This window comes from Halomonas sp. AOP43-A1-21 (assembly GCF_052376775.1).
GTDB lineage: Bacteria > Pseudomonadota > Gammaproteobacteria > Pseudomonadales > Halomonadaceae > Vreelandella > Vreelandella colorata.
The window spans coordinates 41,038-64,810 of the sequence record NZ_JBQSWC010000005.1 but is presented as its reverse complement, the minus strand read 5'-3'; the positions used below and the strand labels follow the sequence as shown (position 1 = coordinate 64,810).

Annotated in this window: 21 protein-coding genes and 1 pseudogene; 13 read left to right on the top strand and 9 right to left on the bottom strand. The window is 55.1% G+C overall.

Translation table 11 applies throughout. From position 1 onward, the window contains the following. The first annotated feature begins 14 nt into the window (after positions 1-14). Positions 15-968, top strand: a complete 954-nt coding sequence (gene accA / locus ACT3R7_RS04440; protein ID WP_193091024.1) for an acetyl-CoA carboxylase carboxyl transferase subunit alpha — start codon at positions 15-17, stop codon at positions 966-968. Further along, positions 949-2,247, top strand: a complete 1,299-nt coding sequence (gene tilS, locus ACT3R7_RS04435) for a tRNA lysidine(34) synthetase TilS (protein ID WP_193091025.1) — start codon at positions 949-951, stop codon at positions 2,245-2,247. The genes accA and tilS overlap by 20 nt, the downstream gene beginning before the upstream one ends. A gap of 27 nt (positions 2,248-2,274) precedes the next feature. Here the strand turns inward: tilS and ppx are convergent, their stop codons facing one another. Beyond that, entirely contained in the window at positions 2,275-3,819 is a 1,545-nt protein-coding gene (ppx, locus tag ACT3R7_RS04430) for an exopolyphosphatase (RefSeq protein ID WP_193091026.1), read from the bottom strand. Between the two features lie 735 nt (positions 3,820-4,554). Here ppx and rho point away from each other — a divergent pair. The 7 genes from rho (at position 4,555) to ACT3R7_RS04395 (ending at position 11,309) form a co-directional block, all read left to right on the top strand. Next, a complete protein-coding gene (gene rho, locus ACT3R7_RS04425; RefSeq protein WP_193091027.1) occupies positions 4,555-5,814 on the top strand; it encodes a transcription termination factor Rho in 1,260 nt (419 codons plus the stop codon). An 88-nt stretch (positions 5,815-5,902) separates the two neighbouring features. Beyond that, entirely contained in the window at positions 5,903-7,399 is a 1,497-nt protein-coding gene (ubiD, locus tag ACT3R7_RS04420; RefSeq protein ID WP_018918240.1) for a 4-hydroxy-3-polyprenylbenzoate decarboxylase, read from the top strand. Positions 7,400-7,443: 44 nt separating this feature from the next. After that, a complete protein-coding gene (locus ACT3R7_RS04415) occupies positions 7,444-8,181 on the top strand; it encodes an NAD(P)H-flavin reductase (protein WP_193091028.1) in 738 nt (245 codons plus the stop codon). A gap of 463 nt (positions 8,182-8,644) precedes the next feature. Continuing rightward, positions 8,645-8,809 (top strand): hypothetical protein, encoded by a 165-nt coding sequence (locus tag ACT3R7_RS04410; RefSeq protein ID WP_192538077.1) that lies wholly within the window; start codon positions 8,645-8,647, stop codon positions 8,807-8,809. Beyond that, positions 8,806-9,885, top strand: a complete 1,080-nt coding sequence (locus tag ACT3R7_RS04405; RefSeq protein WP_226940039.1) for a 3-deoxy-7-phosphoheptulonate synthase — start codon at positions 8,806-8,808, stop codon at positions 9,883-9,885. The genes ACT3R7_RS04410 and ACT3R7_RS04405 overlap by 4 nt, the downstream gene beginning before the upstream one ends. 141 nt (positions 9,886-10,026) lie before the next feature. Then, a complete protein-coding gene (locus ACT3R7_RS04400) occupies positions 10,027-10,539 on the top strand; it encodes a DUF3087 family protein (RefSeq protein WP_193091029.1) in 513 nt (170 codons plus the stop codon). Between the two features lie 41 nt (positions 10,540-10,580). Further along, positions 10,581-11,309, top strand: a complete 729-nt coding sequence (locus tag ACT3R7_RS04395) for an MliC family protein (protein ID WP_193091030.1) — start codon at positions 10,581-10,583, stop codon at positions 11,307-11,309. 19 nt (positions 11,310-11,328) lie between these two features. Here the strand turns inward: ACT3R7_RS04395 and ACT3R7_RS04390 are convergent, their stop codons facing one another. Continuing rightward, positions 11,329-12,399: a metal-dependent hydrolase gene (locus ACT3R7_RS04390; RefSeq protein ID WP_193091031.1), complete on the bottom strand. Its 1,071-nt coding sequence runs from the start codon at positions 12,397-12,399 to the stop codon at positions 11,329-11,331. Positions 12,400-12,625: 226 nt separating this feature from the next. On the opposite strand from ACT3R7_RS04390, the gene gloA reads away from it, so the two are divergent. Together gloA and ACT3R7_RS04380 are read left to right on the top strand one after the other, a co-directional pair. Continuing rightward, positions 12,626-13,066 (top strand): lactoylglutathione lyase, encoded by a 441-nt coding sequence (gene gloA, locus ACT3R7_RS04385; protein ID WP_193091032.1) that lies wholly within the window; start codon positions 12,626-12,628, stop codon positions 13,064-13,066. A gap of 11 nt (positions 13,067-13,077) precedes the next feature. Then, entirely contained in the window at positions 13,078-13,548 is a 471-nt protein-coding gene (locus ACT3R7_RS04380; protein ID WP_193091033.1) for an META domain-containing protein, read from the top strand. Positions 13,549-13,569: 21 nt separating this feature from the next. Here the strand turns inward: ACT3R7_RS04380 and ACT3R7_RS04375 are convergent, their stop codons facing one another. Further along, positions 13,570-14,970, bottom strand: a complete 1,401-nt coding sequence (locus tag ACT3R7_RS04375; RefSeq protein WP_226940040.1) for a GGDEF domain-containing protein — start codon at positions 14,968-14,970, stop codon at positions 13,570-13,572. 99 nt (positions 14,971-15,069) lie between these two features. Here ACT3R7_RS04375 and ACT3R7_RS04370 point away from each other — a divergent pair, with 99 nt between their 5' ends. Then, positions 15,070-15,534, top strand: a complete 465-nt coding sequence (locus ACT3R7_RS04370) for a transcriptional regulator (protein ID WP_319643907.1) — start codon at positions 15,070-15,072, stop codon at positions 15,532-15,534. Positions 15,535-15,657: 123 nt separating this feature from the next. On the opposite strand, the gene ACT3R7_RS04365 is transcribed toward ACT3R7_RS04370, so the two are convergent. Then, positions 15,658-15,876: a helix-turn-helix domain-containing protein gene (locus ACT3R7_RS04365; RefSeq protein WP_264298905.1), complete on the bottom strand. Its 219-nt coding sequence runs from the start codon at positions 15,874-15,876 to the stop codon at positions 15,658-15,660. A 132-nt stretch (positions 15,877-16,008) separates the two neighbouring features. Here ACT3R7_RS04365 and ACT3R7_RS04360 point away from each other — a divergent pair. Further along, positions 16,009-16,198, top strand: a pseudogene (locus ACT3R7_RS04360) (META domain-containing protein); the annotation flags it as partial. A 648-nt stretch (positions 16,199-16,846) separates the two neighbouring features. On the opposite strand, the gene ACT3R7_RS04355 reads toward ACT3R7_RS04360, so the two are convergent. The 5 genes from ACT3R7_RS04355 to ACT3R7_RS04335 all read right to left on the bottom strand — a co-directional run bounded on the left by ACT3R7_RS04355 (position 16,847) and on the right by ACT3R7_RS04335 (position 23,761). Further along, positions 16,847-19,693 carry a valine--tRNA ligase gene (locus ACT3R7_RS04355; protein ID WP_193091035.1) on the bottom strand — a complete coding sequence of 949 codons (2,847 nt, stop codon included), beginning with the start codon at positions 19,691-19,693 and terminating at the stop codon, positions 16,847-16,849. A gap of 63 nt (positions 19,694-19,756) precedes the next feature. Continuing rightward, positions 19,757-20,947: an MFS transporter gene (locus ACT3R7_RS04350; protein ID WP_193091036.1), complete on the bottom strand. Its 1,191-nt coding sequence runs from the start codon at positions 20,945-20,947 to the stop codon at positions 19,757-19,759. Positions 20,948-20,991: 44 nt separating this feature from the next. After that, positions 20,992-22,029, bottom strand: coding sequence for a PDDEXK nuclease domain-containing protein (locus ACT3R7_RS04345; RefSeq protein ID WP_193091037.1), 1,038 nt, complete (start codon positions 22,027-22,029; stop codon positions 20,992-20,994). A gap of 81 nt (positions 22,030-22,110) precedes the next feature. Continuing rightward, positions 22,111-22,542 (bottom strand): DNA polymerase III subunit chi, encoded by a 432-nt coding sequence (locus ACT3R7_RS04340; RefSeq protein WP_087109941.1) that lies wholly within the window; start codon positions 22,540-22,542, stop codon positions 22,111-22,113. Positions 22,543-22,651: 109 nt separating this feature from the next. Continuing rightward, entirely contained in the window at positions 22,652-23,761 is a 1,110-nt protein-coding gene (locus tag ACT3R7_RS04335) for a branched-chain amino acid aminotransferase (protein ID WP_018918220.1), read from the bottom strand. Positions 23,762-23,773 lie beyond the last annotated feature (12 nt).

Genomic DNA, 23,773 nt, shown 5'->3' with positions numbered 1-23,773 from the left:
TACAGGCAGAGCCGATGAATCCTAATTATCTCGATTTTGAACAGCCCATTGCTGAACTTCAGGCAAAAATTGAGGAGCTGCGTTTAGTTAGCTCCGATAGCGTTAATCTCTCCGATGAGATATCCCGACTGGAGGAGAAAAGTCGTAAGCTGACAGAATCGATCTTCAAGGATTTGACTCCCTGGCAGGTCTCTCAGCTATCGCGCCACCCTCAGCGGCCTTATACGCTGGACTATCTTGAGCATATGTTCAGCGACTTTGACGAACTGCATGGCGACCGTAATTTCGCTGATGACGCTGCGCTGGTCGGTGGCGTTGCACGCTTGAACGATAAGCCAGTGATGGTAATCGGCCATCAAAAAGGGCGCGATGTCAAAGAGAAGGTGCGCCGTAACTTCGGTATGCCGCGCCCGGAAGGTTACCGCAAAGCATGTCGTCTGATGGAGATGGCCGAACGCTTTAAAATGCCGATCCTAACCTTTATCGATACCCCGGGTGCTTATCCAGGTATTGATGCGGAAGAGCGCGGCCAAAGTGAAGCGATTGCCTATAACCTTGCGGTCATGTCGCGCCTGAAAACGCCGATTATCTCTACCGTTGTCGGTGAAGGCGGCTCGGGTGGAGCATTGGCTATCGGTGTGTGTGATGAGCTGAATATGCTGCAATACTCCACCTACTCGGTTATTTCACCGGAAGGCTGTGCATCTATTCTCTGGAAAAGCGCTGAAAAAGCCTCTGATGCGGCCCAGGCAATGGGCATTACTGCCGAGCGCCTTAAAGAGCTTGGCTTTGTAGATGGGTTGATCAAGGAACCGCTGGGCGGCGCGCATCGTCATCCGATTTCAACTGCCGAGCGCGTTAGAGAAACCATTACCGCAAGTCTTGAACGCCTGCAGGCGCTTGATACCGACGACCTGCTAGAGCGTCGTTACCAACGCCTGATGAGCTATGGTGCCCCAGCTGCCTGAACGGCTTGAACGCCTATTAAACGACGCCCTGGTGGAAACCCCACCGGGGCGCTCTATTTGGGTGGCACTTTCCGGGGGGCTGGATTCGTCTTTATTACTGACCCTGGCTGCCTCGGTTTGCCGTTCGGCCAATCGACCGCTAAACGCTATTCATATCAATCATGGCTTACAGGCTGGCGCTGCCGACTTTGAACAGCACTGCCAGGCGCTGTGTCAGCACCTGAACGTACCTCTGACGGTAGTAGGGGTCACGGTTGACCCAAGCGTTGGGGGAATCGAAGCCGCCGCGCGTAATGCCCGCTACCGCGCCTTTCAAACGCATATTCCCTCCGGGGATAGTGTTTGGCTTGCCCAGCATCAGGACGATCAAGCGGAAACGCTGATGCTTGCCGCCCTGCGGGGTAGCGGTATACGCGGGCTGGCAGGAATGCCTTATTGTCGCCAGGCACATGGCCTTATCTTTGTTCGGCCCTGGCTATCGGTTACCCGGTGCTGTTTAGAAACCCGCGCCCGCCAGCTTGGCCTTGCGTGGCGTGAAGACCCTACCAATAGCGATGTCGCGTTCGACCGTAACCGGTTACGCCATGAGGTCATGCCGGCCCTCAAGGCGCGCTGGCCCGAAGCCGCCCGCACGCTTTCCAGTAGTGCCGCGCATGCCGGGGAAGCCGATACGCTTCTTCGTGAATATGCCCTGGCGGAGCTGGATACATTGCGCGCAGGTGCGCAATGCATCGATGCTGCTGCGTTGGCCACGCGCTCGCGGCCTCGCCAGCGGCTGCTCGTGCGTACTTGGTGCCAGCAGCAGTTATTGCCTACCCCGCCTCAGCGCCGCCTGGATAGCTTGCTTGACCAGCTAACCGCTGCCACTGATGCCAGCGTGCATGTTGCGTGGCCAGGAGCAGAGGCTAGAGTGTGGAAAAGGCGGCTTTATCTTATGGCGCCACTTGAGCCGCTACCCGCTTGGCAAAGCGCGTGGGAAGGCAAGACAGGGCTTGTTACGCCCTTAGGCATGCTAGAGCTCTCTTTACAGGCCGCTTCGCCATTAATACAGACCGCTTCGCCATTAACGTTGCGCTGGCGCCAGGGCGGGGAGGTCATTGCACTTGCCGGGCGGGGCCGACGCGATGTTAAACGGCTGCTTCAGGAGGCGCAGATACCGCCTTGGGAGCGCGAGCGGCTTATTATGGTGATGGCGGAAGATGCCTGCTTAGGTGTCATCAGACCGCCTGCCAGCGTACTCTGGCAGGCGGCAGGGGTCGCTTTTAAAGGTGTGAAGTGAATCAGCAAGGGTAGCCAGACTGCTCGCCTAGCTCTCCTGAATCACGTTTAACGTAAGCCCCGCGGCCTGCAGGTAAGCCTGCTCCTGCTCAATGTCGGTGCTGAACAGCGTGGGCTCTTCGCTGACGGGTAAGGTCAGCGTCAGGCTTTGTTCATCAGCGCTGATGGATGGTAGTGGCGGGGCGCTTTCCGGGCGGGAATGATTGAGCAGTACCGCCAGACGCAGCAGCTGGGCGAGCTTGGCGCTATGGGCCTGTTGCGCCTTGGGAAGTGCTTGCCACTCTTTGAGCGGGAACTTGCGCCGGTGGGCACGTACCAGAAACGCCAGCTGATGCTGCTCAGGGCGCGAGAAACCCGCCAGGTCGGAATGTTCCAGCAGGTAGGCGCCGTGGCGATGAAATTGGCTGTGGGAAATCGCCAGGCCAATTTCGTGTACATAGCTTGCCCACTCAAGGTAGTAGCGGTGCTCGTGGGTGAGCGACCAAATGCCTTGTACCTGCTTAAACAGGCGCAGCGCGGTGTCAGCCACGTTATCGGCCTGGCGGGAATCCACATCATAGATTCGCTGAAGGGTCTCCAGGCTTCTGGAACGGGTATCCTCAGCGCTGTTGCGCCCGGCCATATCATAGAGCACGCCCTCGCGCAGGGCGCCATCGGCAAAGCGCATTTGAGGTAGGTCAAAGGCTTCGAAGATGGCACTTAAAATCGCGATTCCTGCCGGGAAGACACGGGCGCGGTCAGGCTTAAGCCCATCCAGCTCCACCTTATCCAGGTGTTTGCACTTAATGAGGCGCTCACGCAGCTTCTTGAGGCCGCTACGGGTAATCACGCCCTCGCTGGGCGTGTCGCCGTAGGCGAGTAGAACGCTGGCTGCTGCTTTAATAGTGCCGCTGGAGCCCACCGGGTCCTCCCAGCCCAAACGCTGGTAGGGGCGCTGAATATGGGCAAGCTCTGATAGCGCGGCAAGCTCGGCGCGGCGCATGCGTTTTTCGCTGAGTTCACCATCAGGGAAGAAACGGCTGGTAAACGTGATGCAGCCCATGCGCAGGCTTTCAAGCGCCTTGGGCTCAAACTCCTCGCCAATAATAAATTCTGTCGAGCCGCCGCCAATATCAACAATCAGGCGACGCCCGTTTTCTGCCAGCGCATGGGCAGCCCCTAGATAGATAAGCCGGGCTTCTTCACGTCCTGCGATAATCTCGATGGAATGGCCCAGCTGCGCTTCGGCGCGCTCAATAAAGGCCTGGCTATTATGCGCATCGCGTAGGGCGTTGGTACCCACAATGCGCAGGTTGGCGCTCTCGATATCACTTAAAAAGGGTGCAAAACGACCCAGGCAGTCTAACGCGCGCTGCATGGCAGCTTCGTTAAGCTTGCCGTCTTCATCCAAACCAGCGGCTAGCTGGACCTTTTCGCCCAAGCGGGCAACGACTTGAAGGCGCTCATTTTGATAGTTGGCCACCAGCAAGTGGAAGCTGTTAGAGCCGAGGTCGATCGCGGCTAAACGCTGCGGAGCCGTGCTTTCTAACTCGCTAGATGGAGCTGTGACTGAGGCTGAAATGTCCTTGGGCATGAGCTATCCTTGGTATTGGCTATGCCAAGGTTGCGGTGCGCTCTGGCTATTGTCAATTGGCAAAGACTTGCGTTTATCACAGGGCTTGACTACCATCGAACGACTGGCTTGATTCGACCTGGTAAATGACAGTGTGCTGGCAGTATTAATTATTGACAGTAGCGGTTAAAATTCGCAGCGGTTAAGATTAATCCTGTTCTCTGAGCCTAAGCAGCACTTAAGCCTAAGCAGCACTGTTGCCTTGAACGTCGACGTTTACATGAAAATGGCATTAACGTTAGTGTCGTCTTGATGGTTATCGGCGTTACCCGTATTGATGAAGTCGTATTTATTTAACGCTGTGCTTACCCAACGCTGCTGCTTGTAGTATTTTTCGATGCAGATGTTGATGAAATTTTTAGTGTTGACTAAATAGTGCTTATCCAGAATAGTACTTGTCCATTATAGTACTTATCCAGATAGCATCAGCCAGATTTCCAAGTCGTCAGATAACCCGTTGATTGGTTCTTTCCTTATGCTAATCACAGCAAACAACTGCTAGCACTCTCGAACTGAGCAAGAACTCATTGCGCACTTGCCATGAGTTAGTACATGCCTAATGACGTATCTTCGAGTATGTGCCCTATCGGGATCTGAACGCATCACACGGTGCCTAGCCATATCATTACGTGCTACGCCTCCTGTCTTATTTTGGCGCTTGCGCCTAGCTTCCATGAGCAATTTTCTAACACACCGATGAATCTCACTGAACTCAAGCAAAAAACCGTTCCCGAGCTGCTCGATATCGCCCGCGAAATGGGTATCGATAATCTGGCCCGTTCGCGCAAGCAGGACATCATTTTCGCCATCCTCAAACGACACGCTAAAAGCGGTGAGGATATCTATGGCGACGGTGTGCTGGAAATTCTTCAGGATGGCTTTGGCTTCCTGCGCAGCGCCGACAGCTCGTATCTTGCCGGACCGGACGATATCTACGTATCGCCCTCGCAGATCCGCCGTTTCAATCTGCGCAAAGGCGACTCCATTTCCGGCAAAATTCGTCCGCCCAAAGAAGGCGAGCGCTATTTTGCCCTGCTCAAAGTTAGCCAGATCAACTTTGACCGTCCGGAAAATGCCAAACATAAGATTCTCTTCGAGAACCTGACGCCGCTATTCCCGAATGACCGTATGCGGATGGAAATCGGTAACGGTTCCACCGAAGATCTTACGGCCCGCATCATCGATCTGACCGCACCGATTGGTAAAGGTCAGCGTGGCTTGCTGGTGTCTCCGCCCAAAGCGGGTAAGACACTAATGCTGCAGAATATCGCCACCTCGATTACGCGCAACAACCCTGAGTGCCATCTGATCGTACTGCTGATCGATGAGCGCCCGGAGGAAGTTACCGAAATGTCGCGCACCGTGCGCGGTGAAGTGGTGGCTTCCACCTTCGATGAGCCGCCGGCGCGCCACGTTCAGGTCGCTGAAATGGTCATCGAAAAAGCCAAGCGTTTGGTTGAGCACAAAAAAGACGTGGTCATCCTGCTTGACTCGATTACCCGCTTGGCGCGTGCCTACAACACCGTCGTGCCGAGCTCGGGTAAAGTGCTGACCGGTGGTGTCGACGCTCATGCCCTTGAGAAGCCCAAACGCTTCTTCGGTGCGGCGCGTAATATCGAAGAAGGCGGCAGCCTGACCATTATTGCCACGGCCCTGGTAGATACCGGTTCGAAGATGGATGAAGTTATCTTCGAAGAGTTCAAGGGTACCGGTAATATGGAAGCGCACCTTGACCGCAAACTGGCGGAAAGGCGTGTTTTCCCAGCAATCAATATTCGTCGCAGCGGTACGCGGCGTGAAGATCTGCTGGCGTCTGAGGAAGAGATGCAGCGCATGTGGATTTTACGCAAGCTGCTCAACCCGATGGAAGATACTGCTGCCACGGAATTCCTGATTGATCGTCTGAAGGATACCAAGACGAATCTTGAGTTCTTTGAAGCGATGAAGCGCCGCTAGGATTGATCGATACCTGCTAGGGCTGATAAGCACCTATCTGAGTTGATTAATACTTACATGGCGGCGTAAGCCTATCGGGGAGTGTGTCTTGAAGTATAACGACTTGCGCGACTTCATCGCGGCGCTGGAAGCGCGCGGTGAACTCAAGCGTATCCAAGCCGAAGTCGATCCTTACCTGGAAATCACCGAAATTTGCGACCGCACGCTGCGTGCCGGTGGCCCGGCGCTTCTGTTCGAGAACGTGAAGGGTCACGACATGCCGCTTTTGGGCAATCTTTTCGGTACACCCAAACGTGTGGCGCTGGGGATGGGGCAGGAGTCGGTCGAAGCGCTGCGTGAAGTGGGTAAGCTGCTGGCCTTTTTAAAAGAGCCTGACCCGCCCAAGGGGTTGAAAGACGCCTGGGATAAGCTGCCCATTTTCAAGCAGGTGCTTAGCATGGGGCCTAAAACCGTTAAGCGGGCCCCGGTGCAGGAAGTCGTTTTTGAAGGTGACGAGGTTGATCTTGATCGCCTGCCTATCCAGCACTGCTGGCCGGGCGATGCGGCGCCTTTGGTAACATGGCCGCTGGTCATTACCCGAGGCCCGCATAAAAAGCGTCAGAATCTGGGGATTTACCGGCAGCAAAAGATCGGCAAAAACCGCTTGATCATGCGCTGGCTCTCCCACCGTGGAGGGGCGCTGGATTTCCAGGAGTTTCAGCAAGCGCATCCTGGCGAGCCTTTCCCGGTTGCCGTGGCGCTGGGTGCTGACCCTGCCACGATCCTGGCGGCCGTGACCCCCGTTCCTGATTCCCTCTCCGAATATGCGTTTGCCGGGCTTCTGCGCGGCTCACGTACCGAACTCGTTAAATGTGGTCATTCAGACCTTGAGGTACCCGCTTCAAGCGAGATCATTTTGGAAGGGGTTATCTATCCCGATGATATGGCGCCGGAAGGCCCATACGGTGATCACACCGGTTATTACAACGAGGTGGATCACTTCCCGGTCTTTACGGTCACTCGCATGACCATGCGTCGTGATGCCATTTATCACTCGACCTATACCGGGCGCCCGCCGGATGAGCCAGCCGTTTTGGGGTTAGCACTCAACGAAGTGTTTGTGCCAATACTCTGCAAGCAGTTTCCTGAAATCGTTGACTTCTACCTGCCTCCGGAAGGGTGCTCGTATCGGATGGCGGTCGTCACCATGAAAAAGCAGTATCCCGGCCACGCCAAGCGCGTAATGATGGGCGTATGGAGCTTTTTGCGTCAGTTCATGTACACCAAGTTTGTGATTGTGCTGGATGACGATGTCGATGCGCGCAACTGGGAAGACGTGATCTGGGCGATCACGACACGCATGGATCCGGCACGCGATACCGTGATGGTGGAAAACACACCCATTGATTACTTGGATTTCGCCTCGCCCGTGTCAGGCCTGGGCTCCAAGATGGGCCTGGACGCGACCAATAAATGGCCGGGTGAAACGGACCGTGAGTGGGGCACCCCCATCGTGATGGATGAGACGGTTAAAAACCGCGTTGACGAGCGATGGGAAGAGCTAGGGATTGGTATTCCCCTGCCTGCTCCGCGGCACGGCGGTTAAGTTTAGTGGCGCATCGCTGATTGATTTTTTACAAAGAGGTTTTCATGAGCGCAAGGACGTTAACCTGCCAGGTAACGGCCGTTGAGGATTTAAATCCTGACGTATTTGGCGTAACGCTGGAAGGCCGCGCAGAAGCAATGCAGCATGCCCCCGGTCAGTATTTAGAACTCCGGTTGGATGACACGACTTGGGTGCCGTTCTCGATTGCCAGTGCCGAGCAGGGCGATGGCGTGATCGAGCTGCATATTCAGCACTGGCCCGAGCGCGATAACTCGGCGCGGTTGCGCAATCTGCTGCAAGTAGCCAACCAACTGACCCTGCGCTTGCCGGGCGGTGAGTGTGTTGTTGACCCGAAAAGTCAGCGTCCGCTAATGCTGATTGCCGCAGGCACCGGTTTTGCGCAGATGAAAGCCATCGTTGAAGCTACGCTGCGTGATCAGCCCGAGCGGCCGATTTCCCTGTGGTGGGCCGCCCGCGAACACCGTGATCTGTATGCTGAAAATCTGGCGTCTGAGTGGGCCCGGCGTTACCCCCAGATCACCTTTCAGGCCGTGACTGAATTCCCTCTGACCGAGCCACTGGCAAGCGGTGAGCGAATTCATCATCACCAGGGTCGGATCGACCTGGTCCTGGAAAAGACTGCGCTTACGTTTAGCGATTACGATATTTACCTCTCGGGCTCGCCCGGCATGGTGTACGCCTGCCTGGATATTCTGGAAGCCAAAGGGGTAACCCGCGAGCGTGTCTTCTCAGACGTATTTGCCTACGCGCCGCGCCCTTGATTGATGCAAGACGAAAAACCTGCCCGCGTTTGCCAAATGCATTGTTTTGCGATAAACAGTTTTGCGATAAACAGTTGCCATTTGCCAAGCGTAAGGGCAGGATAAAGCCATAGCGTTTTAAAAAGGCTGATTTTTAAAGCGATTGGTATTTTAAAACGAAAATTTTATAGAATTGCATTTCGCAGAGCCTACAGGCTTGCCAATGATTAGGAAAAATATGCACACCTACGCGTCTTCTCACACTGCTAACAGTTTGCCCTTGGTGGCGGTTGGCGTGTGCATGAGCGTTGTTGCCTATTTTGGATATTGGTTTAGCCACGGTGTGCCCGCGGCCGGCGGTTAACGTCGCGCTACCAGGCACACCGACTAGGTTGCCTGCCGAATATAGCCCCGGTTGGTAACCCAATCGGGGCTTTTGCGTTTTAAGGCTTTCGCCATAGGAATGTCATTAAGGAGCTGCACCATGATGTATCGCGCATATAACGTCACTATCGCTACCGGCTATGTGGGCTATGGCTATGGCTGGCGATTTAGCGACGCGCGGTCGGTGCAAGCTGCCACCTCCGACCGTGCTTGCCTGGGTGGCAACGTCAAACGATGTCATGCGCTACCGGAGAAACCTTTATGAATGCCCCAGCAAGCCTAGCCCTTAGCTCAGAACGTAATGGGACTCCCATTACTGTCAGCACGCCCAGCACGGAAAAGCTGCTTCCCACACCGACCGAGCTGCGCCAAAGCGTGGCGGTAGGCGCCCATTTAAGCCAGCAGGTATCCCAGCAGCGCCAGGCGGTTCAAAACATTCTGAGTGGCCAGGATGATAGGCTTCTGGTCGTGGTAGGGCCCTGCTCTATCCATGATCCTGACGCAGCCCTTGAGTACGCTGACCGTCTCGCTTCATTAAGTGAGCAAGTAAGTGAACAGCTTTTACCCGTAATGCGGGTCTATGTTGAGAAACCCCGCACCACCGTGGGCTGGAAGGGGCTCGCCTATGACCCGGATTTAGACGGCAGCGGCGATATGGCCAAGGGCATTACGCTCTCCCGGGAGCTGATGCATGCCGTTGCCGCCCGCGGCCTGCCGGTGGCAACTGAGCTGCTTCAGCCCATGCTCGCGCCTTACCTGGATGATCTTTTAAGCTGGGTGGCGATTGGGGCGCGGACCACCGAATCACAGCTGCACCGTGAGCTTGCGAGCGACTTAGCCGCCGCAGTGGGATTTAAAAACGCGACCAGCGGTGATGTGCAGGTCGCAATCGACGCCATGCAGGCAGCGGCCCATGGTCACCAGCGTTTCGCTCAAGACAACAATGGGCGGCCCATCATGCAGCAAACGGCCGGTAACCCGCATACACACGTGGTGCTGCGCGGCGGGCATGGCGAGCCTAATTATCAGGCAGCGCATGTTCAGGCAGCTATCAAGGCGCTGCATGAGGCCGGCCAGAACCCGCGGTTAATGGTTGATTGCAGTCACGCCAATGCGCGTAAAGATCACCGCCGCCAAAGTGAGGTGATGCTGGATGTGCTCGCCCAGCGGCAGGCAGGTAATGCCAATCTGGTTGCCCTGATGCTGGAAAGTCATCTATTTGAAGGCAAGCAGCCACTGCAGCCGAATGCCCTGCGCTATGGCGTTTCAGTGACCGATGCCTGCGTTAGCTGGGAGGCAACCGAGCGGTTACTAAAAACAGCCGCCGAGCGATTAAGCTAACGTTTGACCACTCAGGTTTTTAGGTTCTGTCTGAAAAGTTGCCGAGCGCAGACACTTTTCAGACGAACCTTAGTAACCCAGGCTTGTTTGCTATGGTCAGCCCCGTATCATAGAGCGTTCTATTAGATGACGAGGTTGGCCATGGTTTTTACCCTCGAACAGCATGATTCACACAGCTATCGCCGCAAGGCACGCATGATCAGTTTTGCAATGGCGGGCCAGCTGCTTATTTTTGGAATGCTGTTCTCCATGCTGCTGACATCCACCTTCGGCAGCAGCCTCTGGCTATACGCGCTGGGTGTTTTTCTGGGGCTGCTGGCAACCAGTGCGCTATTTGCAGTATTGCGCGAACGCCCCTGGATGACCGAGATGCGTTACGTCTGGCAGTTAAAGCAGCACTTATCGCAGATTAGCGGTTATTTACCTACGCTCCGCCGCGCGGTCGATGACGACAACAAAGCGGCACTTAATATTTTAACCTTTTACCATCAGGGTATTACGCAACTGGCTGAATTGAATGGCCGGTCGCCTTCCCAGGATACTGTCTGGGTGGCAGAAGCCAATCATATAAAAGCCAAGCGGGAAGCGTTTGGGCTATCGCCCACGGTTGATACCTTTGACTCGCAAGATTTACACGCTTTCAAGCGAAGCTGATCCACGACACAATAAATCACGCGTGCAGGGAGCATTTGTTAATGACACTGGTGTCCAATCCACTTCCGTTAATCGCTGCGAGCGCACTGTTAGTCGCGCTAGGCGGCTGTGCCTCAACGGCCGCTCCGGTCGGCGAGTCAGGCAAAATGACCGTGAACAGCAGTGCACCGCTACTGCCGTCGGTACTTTTTTCCGGAACGGCCGAGCGCTTTCAGGGCTGGCACTGCCAGCCGGCTAATCAGCACTTGGTTACCGCAACGAATACCAGTGATTTACGGCTTTGGTCGTTGCATGGTGCCTGGCGGTTACCTCAAGCCGTGGTAGCCAGCGGAGCGCGCTATCAAGACGGCAGTATCAGTTTTTGGAATCGTGGCGATAAGGCCATGGTAGAAACGCCGCGCGGTCAGCTGCAGTGCACGCTGAGTGAAGAGCGAGCGGCCATTACCAGGGCGGAAAAACCGGGTGTTATGTTCTGGGGGCAAGGCAACGAGCCGGGCTGGACGGTGGCGTTAGCGCACGACGCACCCACGCTAACCATGCAGCTCAACTACGGGGAAGAGCGTCTTGAGTTTCCGTATATGATGAGCGTAATGGATAATGACGCGGGTCGAGTGGTGCTTGAAAATGCCCGCGTTGAGCCGTTTTTTCGCCTGCGTATCGAAGCCGCCGCCTGTTTTGACGACATGAGCGGCAAGCCTTTTCCCGCCCGCGTAACGCTTACCTATGCCGGCGAGCAATATAGCGGATGTGGTCAAGGTATTGCCCCTTAACGGTCTTAACGCGTAGCTGTTAGCAGCGGTAGAGAAAGCGCTCTGCGCGCCAGTGTGTGGCGATAAAATCACTGGCGCATAACGCTGAAACATTTCCTGAAGCACGTGCAGCAAGCCTTGAAAGCGTGGCAAGGCTCAGGCCACGCACCGCACTTACCTGCTTGCTGGTTGCCACTGGGACCCAGCGATTATCCTCAAGAGTGGCGAGCGTAAAGCTAAATGGGTGAAATCCTGGAAAGCCTAGTCGGATATCAGTGGCGAGTAGCGTTTCCTTGCCATCAATCCAGCGAACTTCGTAGCGTAAAAAAGGGCCGGTAAACCATGTTAACCGTTGGCCTAACGGGCCGAAAAGCGCCGTCTCTTCCAGCGCCGTATTTCGCCATAGGGGTTCTAGCTGGGGGAGGCGAGGCGCATCGAAGATGCTGATAAGGCTCTCATAATAGCGGTCTTCATCAATCACCGTGGCCCGCCATAGCACAATGTTAAACGGTGTTGGCTGAATCAATACAGGGGCCTGCGTTAACCCCTGCTCAGCAAGAGCCGGGGCCAGACGCTGCTCCACACTCCACTTGGCGCCTGCTGCCAGGGCTAGATACACGCACGATACGGCAAGACCCAGACCACAGTATTTGCGCACCTGCTGAGATACCAGCGCCGTTCCCAGGCCTATCAAAAGGGCCAGCGTATAAATCGGGTCAATAATAAAGATGATCGGCCATGCCACCGGCGGCGTATCCAGCGGCCAAAAAAGCTGCGTACCGTAGGTCGTTAGCGCATCCAGCAGCGGGTGAGTCACCAAACATAGCGTAAAAAAGCACCACCAGCGGGATAGAGAAATATCCCGGGCAGGCGCAAAGCGTGTACACAGCAACGCAAGCAGCGTGGCGAGGCCGGTCAGCACCAGTAGCGAATGAGAAAAGCCGCGGTGCTCTGTCACATTGGCAATAGCATCGCCATAATCCAGCGCGACATCCAGGTCAGGTAGCGTACCCAGCAGTGCTCCAACCAGCACAGCTTTGCGCCCCAGGCGGCGGCCGAGTAGCGCTCCACCTACAGCAGCGCCTAGCGCAGCCTGCGTGATTGAATCCACTGGTTTCTCCTTTTAGCGATACCCGTTAATATGGTCTTCAATTATTTATTGTACAGAGTTATTGGGTTGAATGCTGGGTGTCACATTTTTGTCAAGAGATTTGGCGCTCATGGCGCCCAATCTGGCACTTCCTCTGGCGTTAATCGGCCAGCTGCGCAATCATCACATCTGCGTCATCTCAGCCGCGACGAGTACACTGGATTGTTATCACCAAAGGAGTTAGAGCATGCAATATTTACACACTATGGTGCGTGTTAAGGATTTAGACGCTTCACTTCGGTTTTACTGTAATTTGCTGGGCCTAAAAGAAGTGCGCCGTAAAGAGAATGAAAAAGGTCGCTTCACACTGGTATTTCTGGCCGCCCCGGAAGACGAAGAGCGCTCCGCGCAGTTAACCGCTCCCGAACTCGAATTGACCTATAACTGGGATCCGGAAGAGTACACCGGCGGGCGTAACTTTGGTCATCTGGCTTACCGCGTGGATGACATTTACGCACTCTGCCAGAAGTTTCAGGACAACGGCGTCACCGTAAATCGCCCGCCGCGCGATGGTTATATGGCGTTTGTAAAATCGCCTGACGGAATTTCTATCGAGCTTCTGCAAAAAGGCGACGCGCTAGCCCCTCAAGAGCCCTGGGCTTCCATGGAAAACAGCGGCAGCTGGTAAGGACATACAACATGCTCATGAAAAAACATCGCTCCCGAGCCTGCCTGCTGCCGTTTCTGGCCCTTACCGCCGTGTTGCTCAGCGCGTGCAGCAGCACCCCGGGCGAACCACAGCTTAACGACACACCGCGCCACACAGGTTTGTCAGGCCCGATAGTGGATCAGCGCTGGAACCTGCTGCTGGTAGGTACCGATGAACGGCTATCGTTTGCGGAAACGCCATTTTTCACGATCTCGAAGGATGGAAAAGTGGCGGGCTTTGACGGCTGTAACCGCTTTACCGGCAAGGTAAGCCTTGGGGAGAGCCACCGCATCGATTTTGAAGGGCTTGCCACCACACGCATGGCCTGCCCGAATATGACGGATGCCAAGCAAGTAACGGACATGCTGGACACCGCTTACCGCTACCTGATCGATCACGACCGCCTAGTGTTCTTTGGCCCGGATAGCCGGGTTTTAGGCGGCTGGCGCGAAGCGAACTAGCAGGGGCTGGCAAGAACTTGTTCAGTACATTACGACTTGGTTTTTGCCAGCTCTTTTCGCTAAATACATGCCTCGATCCACCTTTTCCAGCAACTGGTCGGAAGATTCATTGGATCGACTCAGCGTCAGGCCAATGCTAATAGTCACTTTACCGGTAACGGGGAATACATGCTCCTCAACCGTGCGGCACAGCCGGTTTGCCAGTTGATAGCTGGATTTTTGATTAAGCCCCTTGGCGATCACAATAAATTCTTCTCCACCCCAGCGCCCCAAATGATTGTCAACACGGAGTGTTTCCTGCACCAGTGACGTCATGCTGCGTAAAATATCGTCGCCCACTGCATGGCCGTAGCTATCGTTAATCTGTTTAAAGTCATCGATATCGAACATCATTAGCGTAAACGGGGTGGCTGAGTGCCGAAGGGCCTCGATCACCAGTTCGGTATAGTAGCGATTCCAGCATCGAGTTAATGGGTCGGTATGAACAAGCCCTTTCAGTTGTTGGTTGGTTTTGATGAGTTGTTGATTAAAATGCACGACCTCCACGGCGGTAATAGCCACCGCTAGATCATCTGCCAGTTCCATGACCATGGAGGCCTCTTGGGGCATCCAACAGCTTAATGAGTTTTGAACCTCACTACCCGCCATGGGGAGCGGTATTAAAGGCTGTTGACGGAACAGGAGCAGCCAGCCTAAGTGGTTGCTAGCCAAGCTGAGAGGGGCCGCCAATCCACCCTGGCAATCGCCCGTTAATTCCGTGACTTCATCCAAGGGAGTAGAGGACTGGTTCAAACGTAGCTGTTGTTGAAAAAGCTGGCGTTTAGAGGGGCAATCGCCAAAGCAGTACAGGTCTTCCTGGCAAGCGATCACGATGCCGCTGGCTTGAAAAATATGGCACCAGCTATCGCCATGATGCTGAAGTAGTTGCTCAATAGACGTGAAGCGTTTGGTGTCCCTGGAGAGAAGCCTGCGGTGTGTTTTCAGCCTTAACTGATGCTTGGCCAAGCGCTCGGCTTTCAATAACCGTAATCGCTGGGCAGCAATGTCAATCAGAACGTTTACCCACTGTGCTGGGCCGGTATAGGTCGAAGGTAGGTGGCCGATATAGCCCCATATCCCGTATTCCCCTTTTAATTCATAATATTGTAGCCCCAAACCGTGCAGTTCCTCTAGCGATCGGACCGACAGTATCGCTGTGTCAGGGGCTGCCACGCTGTTTGGAGGGAAACAGTAGGTCAGGCGCAGTTCGCCGGTTCCCAGTCGCCTGAAAAGCGCCACTGGTTGATTGCCTGTTAACCCGTGTAGCGTTTGTGCCAAGTGCTTGAAAAGCTCGGCAGGCGTCGTTGCGGTGCATAACACCGACAGTGCGTGATAAAGGCTGTCGAGATTCTGAATTGGTGAATCAGGTGTGCCACCCATCATGAATGACTCCTCAAGCCAAGAGCGTTCGCTCGCACCACCATTGCCGGGTGTTTGAGTTAGCGCGAAAAAACAAAATTGAATTAATGATTCAATCAAAAGGTGAACCGTTATTCAACTGTTATTGAACAATCGATTCACATTGGCGGCATGAATGAAAAGACTATGTTCGCCGAGCGCTTAAAGGCCGCGATGCAAGCGGCAGGTTACGATGTACGGCCATCAGTGCTGGAGCGTGAGTTTAATTTGCGCTATTGGGGCAAACCGATTACCTTCCAGGCCGTCAGGCGCTGGTTGCGGGGAGATTCGATTCCAAGTCAGGATAAACTACAAGTATTAGCGCGCTGGTTAACCGTCGACCCTCACTATTTACGCTATGGTGAGACCGCGACGTATAGCATCAGCGAGCCTTCAGCGGCTTGGGACGTTTCCTCAAGCTGCGAAGAGCGGCAAGTATTATCTTTATATCGTAGTTTACCGCTAGCCCAGCGGAAGGTCTTACGCGAAGTCATGGAGACGTTTGCTAAAGCCTATTTAGGTGTTGATGCCTCTGGTGATGGAGAGTAGTTTGCTGACCGGTTAGAGTTTTGTGTCTCTCTGGTGAGGTGCTGCTGTAACGATTACTATATAGGAGGAGTGTAAAACGTTTCTGCGCTGGAGATCACCCATCCTTGTTGCAGGTGCACTGTTTTAACGTCGAATCTGCGAGGGGATCATGCCCGTCCATCGCTTCAGCGCCTTTCGGAAGCCCGCGCTGTTGCTGAAACCCAGAAGTATGGCGATGTCGAGCACGCTGAATTTCGTGGTTCTGAGATATTCATGGGCCAGCGTCGAACGCACTTCGTCTGCGATGATCTGGAATGTTGTTCCTTCGGCTTCCAGTCTTCTCCTCAACGTCTGGCTGGTCATGTTCAGGGTGCAGGCGACCTGTTCCATACTCGGGAAATCGCCGGGCAGTTCCATCAGTATCCGGTAAACTGAACTGGATGCGCCGGTCGCGGCTTGCGCCTGGCCCATCAGGCGGTCGCAGGTTTCCTGCATGAGGGCTGCAATCGCTTTACCGGCAAAGTAAGCCTTGGGGAGAGCCACCGCATCGATTTTGAAGGACTTGCCATCACACGCATGGCCTGCCCGAATATGACGGGATGCCAAGCGGGTAACGGACATGCTGGACACCGCTTACCGTTACCTGATTGACCATGAACGGCTGGCGCGAAGCGCATTAGCATGAAGTAGAACAGAGGCAATGCCTTACAACCATCATGCCTGCATAAAGCGGACATGATGGTTTTTGTAAAGCTGGCTAGGCAACGCTTCAATTTTGACTTTCTGCTATTGAAGCCGTTTTTTAGCCGCAATGCAGTAGGCATTAAATCTTATTAACGTTCGGGAACACCTTCTCCAATCTTAACCGGCTTACCGTCTTTCCAAATAACCGCATAATGCTCTAACCGCTTTTTACGATCCATTTCCTTATGCACAGCCTGTTTCATAGCTTCAAGGGCTTGCTAGGCAAAGGGAGAAGGCGTGATTTGCTCGGTATTCACGATGTGGCTATCTCCAAGATATGCTGGTAATACTCATGATGAATAATCTGTCGTGTTTACCCTTGCTGCTTGAATATTGGTTCTGGCTCCATACCGCTATTCATAAAGCACAGGCATTCATCGACAGCATAGCTATAGCGCATGAGTAAATTTGAAAGGCTACGGGAAAGCGCCGCTCTATATCCCTTTTGGGAATGCTATGTCCACCGTGTGAAACACGCTCAGCAACCTGCCCCGTTTGGGCCTGCAATGATCCAGCAAGTAGGCATAGGCTAACTCCAGGTACAGGCAACACCGCTTGGTGCCGCCCGTCATTTCAGTGGCTAACCAGCCTACAACGCTTCAATTTTGGCCTTCTGCTCCTGAAGCAGCTTTTTAGCCGCTTGGAACTCGGCCAGCTTGCCGCGCTCTTTGTTGACCACTGCCTCCGGCGCCTTGGCGATAAAACCATCGTTGCCGAGCTTTTTCTCGATGCCGCCGATCAGCTTGTCCTGCTTCTCGATCTCTTTATTCAGGCGGGCAAGTTCGGTGTCTTTGTCGATCAGATCGGCCATCGGCACTAGCACTTCCATATCGCCTACTAGCTGTGTTGCCGAAAGCGGCGCATCGTTGGGGTTTTCAAGCCAGGTGACGCTTTCAAGCTTGGCAAGCTTGGCCAGAAAGTGGCGGTTACTTTCCAGGCGCTTGGCGTCTTCGGGCTGGCCTTTGGTCAGCAGCACGTCCAACGGCTTGCCGGGGGCGATGTTCATCTCAGCGCGAATGTTACGCACGGCGATGATAACGCCTTTTAGCCACTCGATATCGCGGGTCGACTGCTCGTCGATTTTGCTCTCATCAGCTTCCGGCCAGGCTTGCAGCATCAGCGAAGCGCCTTCGCCCATAAACGTACCGGCCAGGGGCGACACGCGCTGCCAGATCTCTTCGGTAATATAAGGCATCATCGGATGAGCCAGGCGCAGGATGACTTCCAATACGCGCACCAGCGTCCGGCGGGTACCGCGCTTGGCCTCAACGGAGGCACTGTCGTCCCACAGCACCGGCTTGGAAAGCTCCAGATACCAGTCGCAGTACTCGTTCCAGACGAATTCATACAGCGCTTGAGAGGCATGGTCGAAGCGGTACTCGTCCATTGCCTTGGTCACCTGAGCCTCAACCTTCTGCAGCTGGGAAATAATCCAGCGGTCCGCCAGGGAAAGCTCTACTTCACTGCCATCGCTGCCGCAGTCTTCGCCTTCGGCATTCATCAGCACATAGCGTGAGGCGTTCCACAGCTTGTTGCAGAAGTTGCGATAGCCATCCAGGCGATTCATATCAAACTTGATATCGCGCCCGGTGGTAGCCTGGGAGAGGAAGGTAAAGCGCAGCGCATCGGTGCCGTGGGCTTCGATACCGTCTTTAAATTCGTCCTTGGTCGCTTTGGCAATCGCCTTGGCCTGTTTCGGCTGCATCATATTGCCGGTGCGCTTTTCAAGCAGCGCGTCCAGCGTGATGCCGTCGATAAGGTCGATCGGATCGAGTACGTTGCCCTTGGATTTGGACATCTTCTGGCCCTGGCCGTCGCGCACCAAGCCGTGGACATACACGGTCTTGAAGGGCACTTGGCCAGTGAACTTCAGGGTCATCATAATCATCCGGGCAACCCAGAAGAAGATAATGTCAAAACCTGTGACTAGAACGCTGGTGGGGTGAAAGATTTCAAGCTCCGGGGTTTTTTCCGGCCAGCCAAGCGTACCAAACGTCCACAGGCCCGAGCTGAACCAGGTATCCAGAACGTCCTCGTCCTGGGTGAGTACCAGATCGGCATCCAGTCCGTGCTTCTCACGCGCTTCGGCTTCGCTACGTGCAACGTACACATTGCCTTCGACGTCATACCAGGCGGGAATACGGTGGCCCCACCACAGCTGGCGAGAAATACACCAGTCCTGCAGGTCGCGCATCCAGGCAAAGTACATGTTTTCGTAGTTTTTAGGTACGAACTGGATCTCGCAATCCTCAACCGCTTTAATGGCCGGTTTGGCCAGCGACTCAACGGCCACAAACCACTGGTCGGTCAACAGCGGCTCAATCACATCACCCGAGCGGTCGCCATAGGGCAGAGTGTTGTTGACGGCTTCCACCTGCTCCAGCAGGCCAAGTGCGTCCATGTCGGCGACAATCTGTTTACGCGCTTCAAAACGATCAAGGCCTGCGTACTTGGCGGGCAGGCTAGCGTCTTCTTCAGGCTGGGGCTGGCCCTTAAGGTTAAAGATTTCCGCCTGTTCAAGAATCGCGGCGTCCTTGGAAAAGACGTTGATCAGCAGATGGTTCTGGCGTTTGCCGACCTCGTAGTCGTTGAAGTCATGAGCCGGGGTGATTTTTACACAGCCCGAGCCTTTTTCCATTACCGCGTGCTCGTCGGCCACGATAGGAATGCGCCGACCCACCAACGGTAGTTCAATGAACTTGCCGACCAGCGAGGCGTAACGCGCATCTTCCGGGTTGACCGCGACGCCGGTATCGCCCAATAGGGTTTCCGGGCGGGTGGTGGCCACAACCAGATAGTCTTTGCCATCGTCGGTTTTAACCCCGTCGGCCAGCGGGTAGCGGAAGTGCCAGAAGCTGCCCTGCTGCTCCTTGTTTTCCACTTCCAGATCGGAAATGGCCGTGTGCAGGGCCGGGTCCCAGTTGACCAGCCGTTTGCCGCGATAGATTAGCTTTTCTTCGTGCAGGCGCACGAAGACTTCCTGAACGGCTTTGTAGAAGCCGTCGTCCATGGTGAAGCGCTCACGGCTCCAGTCGACGCTTGCGCCCATGCGGCGTAGCTGGCGGGTAATATGTCCGCCCGACTCTTCCTTCCACTCCCAGATTTTATCCGTAAACGCTTCGCGGCCCAGATCGTGGCGCGTCTTGCCCTCTTCAGCAGCGAGTTTGCGCTCCACCAGCATTTGCGTGGCGATACCCGCATGGTCGGTGCCTACCTGCCACAGCGTGTTGTTGCCCTGCATACGCTTCCAGCGCGTCAGGGTATCCATGATGGTGTCCTGGAACGCATGGCCCATGTGCAGGCTGCCAGTCACGTTGGGCGGCGGAATCATAATTGAGAACGGCTTACCGTGGCCCGTCGGGGCGAAGCGGTTGTCGGCTTCCCAGCGTTCGTACCAGCGGGTTTCAATCTGTTCGGGTTGGTAGGTCTTTTCCATGGGGAGTCGGCTCACGGCTTGCAAAAAAATGGCGATAAGTATAGCGCGATAAGCGCTAGGGCGTCAGGTCCTTGGCGTGTGACGATTTAGCCCGTGCATGGCGATTAGCCCAAGCACCGGCCCAGGCAGCAGCCACCAGATAACGGCTACCCCCTGGCTTGACCAGAGCGCCGTTACCAGCGCAATCGAAGGAATGGTTAACCCAAAGCCCACCGCATTCATCAGCGCCAGGGCGGCGCCTAGGCGTTCGGGCGGGGCGTGGGCGGATGCCAAAGCCGAAAACTGCGCTGAATCAGCAATCACGCTAACACCCCATAAACCCAGAAGGGTAAGTAATAGCCAGGGCGAAAAACTTCCCAGCAAGGGATAAAACAGGCAAAGCACGCCGGAGGTCAGTAGTGCCACGAACGCGACATGGGCGCTGCCTGCCTTACGGCTCCACCTTCCCGCCCATACACAGCCAGGCAGGCCCAGGGCAATGACGGCAAAGCTTAGCCACGGCTGAAGGCTCGCGGCGCCGTTGAGCCGCTCGAGCTCGCGGGTGACCAAAAAGGGTACCAGCGCCCAGAACGCATAAAGCTCCCAGCAATGACCGAAATAACCCAGGGCGGCTTTACGAAACTGGCGCTGCTTGAAGGCGTTAAGCCCAGCCCACGGGCGGCCAATACTTGCCTTGGTCGGCAGGTGGGGACCAACGCCCAAACGAAAAATCATATACGCGGCCACCAGCGCCAAAAGAGATGCCAGCAGCAGCGGCCACTGCCAGGGAAGATGCAGCGTTAAACCGCGCAGTAAGTGAGGAGAGGCGATGCCCAGCGTTAACATGCCGACCAGCCAGCCCAGAGCCGCGCCCGCATGCGAAGGTGTCCAGCTAACCACCAGCTTCATGCCCAGCGGGTAGATGCCTGCCAGGCATAGGCCGGTGGCAAAGCGTGCCACTGCCGCCAGCATTATGCTGTCGGCAACGCCAATAAACGCTGCGTTGATAAGTGCACCGAGCACCGCTGACAGCGCAAACAGATGACTGGCTCGCATGCGGTCGGCAAGGCCGGTAATGGCGATTAACAGCGTGCCGGTGATAAACCCGGCCTGCACCGCGATGGTCAGTAAGCCAAGATCACCTTCACTAAGACCCACTGCCTCCTGCAATGCCAAACCAACGCCATTAACACTGAACCACAGCGAGGTGCCAAACAGCTGGGCGAGGACGATAACTGCCAGTGGATAGCGGGTTAGCCATGAGGAGGTCAGCATTAGTGCTCTCGTGCGTTGAGTTATTGTTGAGTATCCAAAGAGAACTACGCCTGTTCGCTCGATAAGCGAGCTCGAGCGCTTTCAATAGATTGATGCAGTTTGGCCTGCAAGGCCTCGCGGGATGGTAGGACGGTCAGATATTCCGCCACGTGAATGCCGCTGTTATCCAGCTCCAGCAGTTCAATCTGTTCCTGTTGCTTACCGGCACAGAGAATTATTCCTAGCGGCGGATTTTCATCGTCTTCTTGCTCATGTTTAGCTAGCCAGCGCAGATAAAGCTCCATCTGGCCTTTAAATTCAGCCTTGAAACGCCCCAGTTTAAGATCGATCGCTACCAGCCGCTTAAGCTTGCGGTTGTAAAACAGCAAATCAATGTAGAAATCCTCGTCATCAATCTGAATGCGCTTTTGGCGCGCCACAAACGTAAACCCTGCACCCAACTCCAGCAGAAATTGCTCAATCTCGCGAAGGATAGCGTCTTCCAGATCTCGCTCCAGGTAACGATCATTTAAGCCGAGAAAATCCAGCACATAAGGATCTTTCAACAGTAGCTGTGGTGAGGGCTGACCAGCGTTACGCAGATTTTGTAACTCATGATGAATGGTTTCATCTGGCTTGCGGGAAATAGCGGTTCGCTCAAATAACATTGACTGGATGCGCTGCTGTAACTGACGAGACGACCAGCCTTCAAGCTGAGATAGCTCGATATAAAAATCGCGCTTGAGCGAATCGTCGAGATAAATCAGGCTTTTTATATGGGTCCAGCTTAACTGTCTCCGCAGTGCGGAGACTTTCTCCTCTTCAGGAAATGTCTCGGCGAAGCGGATCATATGGCGTAGATTCTTTGCCGAAAATCCTCGGCCGTACTCACTCGTTAATTGTCTCCCCAGTGAAGAGACAATTTGCTCACCATAACCGGCCCGCTCTTGCCTCAGAACTTCCCGATGAATGCGGTCGCCTAATTGCCAATAGAGAAGCGTTAATTCAGCATTGACGGCAATTGCTGCCCGCTCCCTTGCTACGTCGATTAATTGGCGTAGCTCAGGCAGGAGTGTTGAATCCTGAGTTGAAGGCTGGTTCATATCGTTTGGTCCTTTCGATCAACAAGACCTGAATTATGCTCTTCGGGGTTTGATTGGGCGCTTCGCTGATTGTTCTGGCCATTACCCAAGCTTATGCGGCACCACTTCATGCCCAAGCTCTTTATAACGCTGCCAGCAAGCGCGCTTGGCGACCAGAACGTGTTGATGCTGATTGATAATTTCTGCAACGCGCGCATAGCGTTCAACGCCGTCAGGAATATCGGGGTGCAGATTGAGGAGCGCGGTTTCTTCTTTAGGCGTGGGCAGTGTCTGCCAACCCAGCGTTATCGGTACGCTGGCCGCCATCTCGCTGTCTTCAAGCGCGTGGGGCAGGTAGGCGTCCTCACGAAAATTCCACAGGGCTGCGTCCGCCTGTTCGGCAAGGGCCTTGTCTTCGCAGTGAAGGTGCAGGCGGTAGCCTTTGCGCCAAATGGTTTCGGCCAGCTTGCAGGCGAATGCCAAGCGCGCTTCTAAAGTGGTATCAGGGAGAATATAAAAATCGATGCGCGCCATAGCGGCTCCAGCGTTTGCCAAGCTCTCTGAAAAGGCTTTAAAAGCGCTTCAAAGCCATTCCAAATAAGCGTCATCGCCGCCGCCATTGCTGGCGGCGGCGGGGGAGACATTACACCAGCTGGGTAAGCCAGCCGTGTTTGTCTTCGCTGCGGCCGTACTGGATATCCAGAAGCGTCTTGCGAATGCGCATGGCGACGTCGTTACCACCGTCGCCGTTCAGGCGAATGCGCTCGTTTTCCGTGACCAGCTCGCCTACCGGCGTGATGACCGCGGCGGTGCCACAGGCGAACACTTCGGTGATCTCGCCGGAAGCCGCGCCGTCACGCCACTCATCAATACTGATCGGGCGCTCTTCCGGGGTCAGACCCATGTCTTTGGCAAGGGTGAGCACCGAGTTGCGGGTCACGCCTTCCAGAATGGTATCCGTCAGGCGCGGGGTGACCAGACGGCCATCCTTGAACACGAAAAACAGGTTCATGCCACCCAGTTCCTCGATCCACTTGCTTTCCGCAGCGTCCAGAAACACTACCTGACCACAGCCGTGAGATTCGGCTTCCTTCTGGGCGGCCAGTGATGCTGCGTAGTTGCCGCCGCACTTGGCAAAGCCGGTGCCGCCCGCGGCTGCCCGCTTGTAATGCGAGGAGAGCCAGATGGATACCGGGCTGATGCCGCCCTTGAAGTAGGATGCCGCTGGGGATGCGATCACGTAGTAGTCCACTTCGTGAGCCGGGCGCACGCCCAGGAAGGCTTCCGTGGCGATCATGAACGGGCGAAGATACAGGCTGCACTCGTCAGCATCGCTTTGCGGCGTGGGTACCCAGCTATGGTCCTGGGCCAGCAGCGCCTTGATCGAACCGATGAAATCCTCATCCGCTAGCTCAGGCAAGGCCAAACGGCGGGCACTACGGCGGAAACGCTCTGCGTTTTTCTCAGGGCGGAAGGTCCAGACCGAACCGTCAGCATGACGATAGGCTTTGATGCCTTCAAAAATTTCCTGGCCGTAATGCAGCACGGAGGCGGCCGGATCGAGCGTTAGCGGGCCGTAAGGGCGCACCTGGTGGCCGTGCCAGTCGGCATCAACCGTCCAGCGGACATTGACCATATGGTCAGTGAAGTACTTGCCAAACCCTGGGTTGGTCAGGATGTTGTCACGGATACTATCGGCCGTCGGCTGATTGGACGGCAGGATTTCAAAACGAGTCGTAGAACTAGTGGGCACGGCGTGTTTTCT

Excerpts from the sequence above, each read along its gene's own strand:
- accA (WP_193091024.1), top strand. The coding sequence starts at position 15 with ATGAATCCTAATTATCTCGATTTTGAACAGCCCATTGCTGAACTTCAG.
- tilS (WP_193091025.1), top strand. The coding sequence starts at position 949 with ATGGTGCCCCAGCTGCCTGAACGGCTTGAACGCCTATTAAACGACGCC.
- ppx (WP_193091026.1), bottom strand. The coding sequence starts at position 3,819 with ATGCCCAAGGACATTTCAGCCTCAGTCACAGCTCCATCTAGCGAGTTA.
- rho (WP_193091027.1), top strand. The coding sequence starts at position 4,555 with ATGAATCTCACTGAACTCAAGCAAAAAACCGTTCCCGAGCTGCTCGAT.
- ACT3R7_RS04415 (WP_193091028.1), top strand. The coding sequence starts at position 7,444 with ATGAGCGCAAGGACGTTAACCTGCCAGGTAACGGCCGTTGAGGATTTA.
- ACT3R7_RS04410 (WP_192538077.1), top strand. The coding sequence starts at position 8,645 with ATGATGTATCGCGCATATAACGTCACTATCGCTACCGGCTATGTGGGC.
- ACT3R7_RS04405 (WP_226940039.1), top strand. The coding sequence starts at position 8,806 with ATGAATGCCCCAGCAAGCCTAGCCCTTAGCTCAGAACGTAATGGGACT.
- ACT3R7_RS04400 (WP_193091029.1), top strand. The coding sequence starts at position 10,027 with ATGGTTTTTACCCTCGAACAGCATGATTCACACAGCTATCGCCGCAAG.
- ACT3R7_RS04395 (WP_193091030.1), top strand. The coding sequence starts at position 10,581 with ATGACACTGGTGTCCAATCCACTTCCGTTAATCGCTGCGAGCGCACTG.
- gloA (WP_193091032.1), top strand. The coding sequence starts at position 12,626 with ATGCAATATTTACACACTATGGTGCGTGTTAAGGATTTAGACGCTTCA.
- ACT3R7_RS04380 (WP_193091033.1), top strand. The coding sequence starts at position 13,078 with ATGCTCATGAAAAAACATCGCTCCCGAGCCTGCCTGCTGCCGTTTCTG.
- ACT3R7_RS04375 (WP_226940040.1), bottom strand. The coding sequence starts at position 14,970 with ATGATGGGTGGCACACCTGATTCACCAATTCAGAATCTCGACAGCCTT.
- ACT3R7_RS04365 (WP_264298905.1), bottom strand. The coding sequence starts at position 15,876 with ATGACCAGCCAGACGTTGAGGAGAAGACTGGAAGCCGAAGGAACAACA.
- ACT3R7_RS04355 (WP_193091035.1), bottom strand. The coding sequence starts at position 19,693 with ATGGAAAAGACCTACCAACCCGAACAGATTGAAACCCGCTGGTACGAA.
- ACT3R7_RS04350 (WP_193091036.1), bottom strand. The coding sequence starts at position 20,947 with ATGCTGACCTCCTCATGGCTAACCCGCTATCCACTGGCAGTTATCGTC.
- ACT3R7_RS04345 (WP_193091037.1), bottom strand. The coding sequence starts at position 22,029 with ATGAACCAGCCTTCAACTCAGGATTCAACACTCCTGCCTGAGCTACGC.
- ACT3R7_RS04340 (WP_087109941.1), bottom strand. The coding sequence starts at position 22,542 with ATGGCGCGCATCGATTTTTATATTCTCCCTGATACCACTTTAGAAGCG.